At 55.9% G+C, this 5412-nt stretch carries 6 protein-coding genes; all 6 read left to right on the forward strand.

Annotation, left to right across the window (positions count from 1 at the left end):
* Positions 1-2: 2 nt before the first annotated feature.
* The gene (locus AQS70_RS07270) at positions 3-1403 is read left to right on the forward strand and encodes an ethanolamine ammonia-lyase subunit EutB (protein ID WP_055102204.1); all 1401 of its coding nucleotides are present in this window, start codon (positions 3-5) and stop codon (positions 1401-1403) included.
* 2 nt (positions 1404-1405) lie between these two features.
* The gene (eutC, locus tag AQS70_RS07275) at positions 1406-2215 is read left to right on the forward strand and encodes an ethanolamine ammonia-lyase subunit EutC (RefSeq protein WP_055102205.1); all 810 of its coding nucleotides are present in this window, start codon (positions 1406-1408) and stop codon (positions 2213-2215) included.
* Positions 2216-2480: 265 nt separating this feature from the next.
* Entirely contained in the window at positions 2481-3128 is a 648-nt protein-coding gene (locus AQS70_RS07280) for a DedA family protein (protein ID WP_055102206.1), read from the forward strand.
* Between the two features lie 14 nt (positions 3129-3142).
* Positions 3143-3955, forward strand: coding sequence for a M90 family metallopeptidase (locus AQS70_RS07285; RefSeq protein ID WP_055102207.1), 813 nt, complete (start codon positions 3143-3145; stop codon positions 3953-3955).
* A gap of 102 nt (positions 3956-4057) precedes the next feature.
* Positions 4058-4585, forward strand: a complete 528-nt coding sequence (gene ppa, locus AQS70_RS07290) for an inorganic diphosphatase (protein ID WP_016779241.1) — start codon at positions 4058-4060, stop codon at positions 4583-4585.
* Positions 4586-4819: 234 nt separating this feature from the next.
* Positions 4820-5412: LexA family transcriptional regulator (locus AQS70_RS07295; protein ID WP_187331789.1), on the forward strand; the 593-nt coding region annotated here is incomplete at its 3' end.

The raw sequence follows: 5412 nt of genomic DNA on the forward strand, positions 1-5412 counted from the left end.
GTATGGCAAGTTTTTCCCACGCAGTGGGCACCCACACCTATCGCTTTGACAGCCTCAAAGACGTCATGGCCAAAGCCAGCCCGGCCCGTTCCGGCGACGTTCTGGCGGGTGTGGCCGCGCTCAATGATGGCGAGCGCGTTGCCGCGCAAATGGCACTGGCGGATATGCCGCTCGCGTACTTTCTGCAAGAAGCGCTGATTCCTTACGAGTCCGATGAAGTCACCCGGCTGATCATCGACAGCCACGACCGCCTAGCTTTCACCCCGGTCAGCCACTTAACCGTGGGCGGCTTTCGTGACTGGCTGCTCAGTGACGCCGCCGATGAACACAGCCTGCGCGCACTGGCCCCCGGCCTCACCCCGGAAATGGTCGCCGCAGTATCGAAGATCATGCGCGTCCAAGACTTGATTCTGGTGGCTCAAAAAGTCCGCGTCGTTACCCAATTCCGCGGCACCATGGGCCTGCGCGGCCGCCTGTCGACCCGTCTACAGCCTAACCACCCAACCGACGACCCCGCCGGTATCGCCGCCAGCATTCTTGACGGGCTGCTGTACGGCAATGGTGATGCGATGATCGGCATTAACCCGGCCACTGACAGCATCGCTTCGATCTGCGACTTGCTAAAGATGCTCGACGCGATTATTCAGCGCTATGACATCCCGACACAATCGTGCGTCCTGACTCACGTCACCACTTCGATTGAGGCGATCAACCGCGGTGTGCCGCTGGATCTAGTGTTTCAGTCGATTGCTGGCACCGAAGCCGCCAACGCCAGCTTTGGGATTAATCTGAATGTGCTGCAAGAAGGGTACGAGGCGGGTTTGAGCCTCAATCGCGGCACATTAGGCAACAACTTGATGTATTTCGAAACCGGACAAGGCAGCGCGCTGTCTGCCAACGCGCACTTTGGCGTGGACCAACAAACCTGCGAAACCCGCGCCTATGCGGTAGCCCGGCACTTCAAACCGTTTTTGGTTAACACCGTGGTCGGTTTTATTGGCCCCGAGTATTTGTACAACGGTAAACAAATCATTCGTGCCGGGCTCGAAGATCACTTCTGCGGCAAGTTGCTGGGCGTGCCGATGGGCTGCGATATTTGTTACACCAACCATGCCGAAGCCGATCAGGACGACATGGACAACCTGTTAACGCTGCTGGGTGTGGCCGGAATCAACTTCATCATGGGCATTCCGGGGTCAGACGACATCATGCTCAACTATCAGACAACGTCCTTTCATGACGCACTCTATGCCCGAAAAACCTTGGGACTAAAGCCTGCGCCCGAGTTCGAACAGTGGCTAAGTAAGATCGGTATTTTTACCCAGAGCGACGGCCGGATTGAATTCGGTCATCAATTACCGCCTGCATTCCGCCAGGCACTGGCTCATTTGGGAGGGCGCTGAACATGGCCACGACACCCACAGACAGCCTCAATCCGTGGCTGGAGCTGCGCCGCCTAACCCCAGCGCGGATCGCCCTAGGACGCACCGGCACCAGCATGCCGACCCAAGCGCAACTGGATTTTCAATTCGCCCATGCTCAAGCGCGGGACGCGGTGCATCTGCCTTTTGATCATGCGGGGTTGAGTGACCAGTTAGCCGAACTGGGCCGCGATAGCCTGCTGGTGCACAGCGCCGCCAGTGATCGGCACAGCTACCTGCAACGGCCGGACTTGGGGCGCAAGCTTAATGACGCCTCAGTCCAACACCTGCGCGACTATGCATACGGCCATACCGAGGGCTTCGATGTGGCCGTAGTGGTGGCCGATGGTTTATCTGCGCTGGCCGTTCATCGTCATACCGTGCCTTTTTTAACTCGCATGCAAGAGCACTTCCACACGGAGGGTTGGAGTCAATCGCCGGTAGTGCTGGTGGAACAAGGTCGGGTCGCGGTCGCAGATGAAGTGGGCGTTCTGCTGGGCGCCAAAATGGTGGTGATGCTGATCGGCGAACGCCCTGGGCTCAGTTCGCCGGACAGCCTTGGGTTGTACTTTACTTACGCGCCCAAGGTCGGTTTGACCGATGCCTATCGCAACTGCATCTCCAACGTGAGGCTTGAAGGCTTGAGCTACGGCATGGCCGCTCATCGCCTGGCGTACCTGATGCGCGAAGCCTGCCGTCGCCAGTTGTCAGGCGTTAATTTGAAGGATGAAGCGCAAGTACAGACACTCGACGTAACAACGCCCAACGAAAACTTCTTGCTCAAAGACCTTTAATTACTGGCTAATCCGCACGCCAAGAGCTGCCGCAGGCTGAGACCCATTGATCTTAAACGTCAAATGATCGCAGCCTACGGCAGCTCCTACGCGGCGTTTCAAGCGAATTAATACATGCTTCGCTACAAACTCAAGCAGCACAATTCGCGTCAATCCGTATAATCCTTCCGGATCAAAATGTACGAAAAAACTACATTCGCTGTAGTTAAATACCTACTCCCCCGCACAGACCTGCTGAGCCGGGTCATCAAAACAGGTGCCTTACATGGATTTCAACCCTATCGACATTATCCTGCACCTCGATGTGTACCTGGACATGCTGGTAAGAGACTACGGTGTATGGATTTACGCCATCCTGTTTCTGGTGATTTTTTGTGAAACCGGGCTGGTGGTTATGCCATTCCTACCGGGTGATTCGTTGCTGTTTATTGCAGGCGCTGTCGCGGCTGGCGGGGGCATGGACCCGGTGTTGCTGGGCGCACTCTTGATGCTGGCGGCGATACTTGGTGACAGCACCAACTACGTCATTGGACGAACAGCAGGTGAACGCTTATTCAGTAACCCTGACTCTAAAATCTTCCGTCGCGATTACCTGCAAAAAACCCACGACTTCTACGAACGCCATGGCGGCAAAACCGTGACCATGGCGCGTTTCCTGCCGATCTTCCGCACCTTCGCCCCGTTCGTGGCCGGTGTCGCCCGCATGTTTTACCCGCGCTTCTTTATGTTCAGCGTGTTCGGCACCATTTTGTGGGTCGGCGGGCTGGTCACGCTGGGTTACTTCTTTGGCAACGTACCGTTCATCAAAACCAACCTGTCGTTGCTGGTGGTCGCCATTATTGTGCTGTCACTGGTCCCGATGATTATTGGTGTCGTTCGCAGCCGCTTCGGCCGCAGCCCGTCTAAAGCCTGATTGGGAAGCGTCCTATGTGGTCTCTGAATGAATGGAGGCGCCAGCGAATTCTGGCGCAACACCCGGTTGCGGAAGACGTATGGCATGACGTTCGCCAGCACCTGAGTATTCTTGACGGGCTGGACGACGCGCAGGACAAATGGTTACGCGAAAGCAGCGTGTTGTTCCTCAAGGCTAAACATCTAACGCCCATGCCTGGCGTTGAGCTTACCGAAGAAGGCCAACTGCGCTTAGCCGCACAAGCCCAACTGCCGCTGCTTAATCTGGGCGATTTGGACTGGTATCAAGGTTTTCATGAACTCGTCTTATACCCCGATGACTTCCTCAGCCCCCAACGCCACCGCGACTCCAGTGGCGTAGAACATGAATGGCAAGGCACCCACAGCGGTGAGGCTTGGCAACATGGGCCGGTGGTTTTAGCGTGGCCTGGGGTGCTGGCCAGTGGTGACTGGGAAGGCTACAACTTGGTCATTCATGAGCTGGCCCACAAGCTCGACATGCTCAATGGCGCCGCCAACGGTATGCCGCCACTGCACAGTGACATGCACGTCGCAGACTGGACGAAGGACATGCAACAAGCCTTCGACCACCTCAATCATTACCTTGATCACCACGCCCCTGACCACGCGCCTATCGACCCGTATGCGGCGGAAAACCCGGCTGAGTTTTTTGCGGTCACCAGCGAATACTTCTTCAGCGCGCCCGATCTGCTCAATCATGTGTACCCGCTGGTGTATAAACAGCTCAGCCTGTTTTATCGCCAAGACACACTGACCAGGCTGCGCACGCTACAGAGTGAACACCCTGATTACCGCGCACGTCACTGATACAGCCAAGCGTGGCGTGGTCGCAGGATTACGCCTATAATCGCCGCCACTTTTTGGCCATATCGGCCAAGTAAACTGGCCTACACACGGGGGCATCGCCCAATGAGCTACAGCAAGATTCCGGCTGGCAAAGACCTGCCGAATGACATCTACGTCGCCATCGAGATTCCGGCTAACCACGCGCCGATCAAATATGAAATCGACAAAGACAGCGACTGCCTGTTCGTTGACCGCTTCATGGCAACCCCGATGTTCTACCCGGCCAACTACGGCTTCATTCCAAATACGTTGGCCGACGACGGTGACCCGCTCGACGTTCTGGTTGTTACCCCTTACCCAGTCGCTCCGGGTTCGGTTATCCGCGCACGTCCAGTCGGCATTCTGCACATGACTGATGACGGCGGCGGCGATGCCAAAGTGGTAGCAGTTCCGCACGACAAGCTGTCTCAGCTGTACGTAGACGTAAAAGAGTACACCGACCTACCACCACTGCTGATTCAACAAATCCAGCACTTCTTCGAGAACTACAAAGACCTCGAAAAAGGTAAGTGGGTGAAAATCGAAGGCTGGGGCGACGCCGAAGCTGCACGCGCTGAGATCACCAAGTCGGTTGCCGCCTACAAAGGCTAAGCCATACGAGCAGGCGCTCTCAGCCTGCCGCGTGTAATAAAAAACCTCGGTTCGCCGAGGTTTTTTTATGCCTGCCTAAACACCGATCAACACAACCTGTTCATAACCGTCTAATGAGCGCAGGATGCAATAGGAAAAATCCTTTTAAATCTACGATTTGTCTCTTTACACGCCGCTTTTTTTGAACGTTTAGTTTATTTAAACGACGTCGGCTTCTCCGTAAAATCTGTGAGCATGAATACATCCGGTGATCGCCTCAGAACACTCCTACGGGAGTGTCATTTATCCGCCTCGGACTTCGCCGCCAACCGCTGCGTTACGCCGCAGCACGTCAATAATTGGTTCAAGCGCGGGATTCCGATGGCCCGACTGGACGAAATCGCTGACCTGTTGTGCGTCACTAGCCGCTGGCTGCGAACGGGTGAAGGACCTAAACATCCCGGCGTGCCTTCTACCAGCTACACAGGCCGTACTGCTCTTCTCGAACAGCCTGATGCATATCTTCCAGGCTCAGCCCTGAGCTACCCACACGACGTCGACGTTCCATTTTTCAACGAGGTGTTGAATGCCAGTAATCGCGGGCAAACCCACGTGGCGCAGATCCCGGACTATCAGGTACGACTGAGCTCGACCATCTTTCAGGCCATGGACGTCAGCCCTGACCAAGCGATCTGTGCGCCCTTAACGGGCAACAGTATGGCGCCGCGTATAGAGGACGGCTCCACCCTCGCCATCGACTGCAGCCTGACGCAAATCGTGGACGGTGAAATCTATGCCCTTGAACATGATGGAATGTTGCGAATCCGATACGTCTATCGCCAAGTCAA

The sequence above is a fragment of the Pseudomonas endophytica genome, from assembly GCF_001411475.1.
Lineage (GTDB): Bacteria > Pseudomonadota > Gammaproteobacteria > Pseudomonadales > Pseudomonadaceae > Aquipseudomonas > Aquipseudomonas endophytica.